The 808-nt window shown below is 68.4% G+C and carries 1 protein-coding gene; it reads left to right on the forward strand.

The window, feature by feature from the left end:
• The coding region (locus ACYVDE_RS24790) for an alpha-L-fucosidase (RefSeq protein ID WP_460504184.1) at positions 1–808 on the forward strand (808 nt) is incomplete at both ends.

The following is an 808-nucleotide window of genomic DNA, read 5'->3' on the forward strand; positions in this document are numbered from 1 at the left end:
GACCGCCGCCCAGGGCCGGGGCCAGTGGTGGGAGGGCTTCGACCCGCAGGCCCTCTACGCCCAAAACCACGCCCTGAGCGCCGACGGCCACAACCCGGGCTCCATTCATGGGCAGTGGAACTGGGGCAACGGGGCCACCCCGCCCGATGCCGCCTACTGCGAGAAATTCTACCGTCGCACCCGCGAGCTGCTCGACCGCTACGAGCCCGACTTGGTGTACTACGACGACACGGCCCTGCCGCTGTGGCCGGCCAGCAACGTGGGCCTGCGCCTGGCCGCCGACCAGTACAACGCCAGCATTCGCCGCCACGGCGGGCGCAACGAAGCCGTCATTACCGGCAAAATTCTCACTGAGCAGCAGCGCCGCTGCCTGGTCTGGGACATCGAGCGCGGCCAGAGCCCGCAGATTGAGCCGCTGCCCTGGCAAACCTGCACCTGCCTCGGCGACTGGCACTACAACCGCGCCGTGTACGACCGCCACGGCTACAAAAGCGCCCAAACCGTGGTGCAGACGCTGGTAGACGTGGTGAGCAAAAACGGCAACCTGCTGCTGAGTGTGCCCGTGCGCGGCAACGGCACCATCGACGAGCAGGAGCGGGCCATCGTGCAAACCATCGGCCACTGGCTGCAGGCCAACGGCGAAAGCCTCTACGGCACCCGGCCCTGGCGCGTGTTTGGCGAGGGGCCGGCGCAGGCGCAGGCCGCTGCTCTCACCGCTCAGGGCTTCAACGAGGGCAAGGGCAAAGCCTTCGGCGCGCAGGACGTGCGCTTCACGACCAAGGGCGATGTGCTCTACGCCACCGCCCTG

It is taken from the genome of Hymenobacter agri (assembly GCF_054778495.1).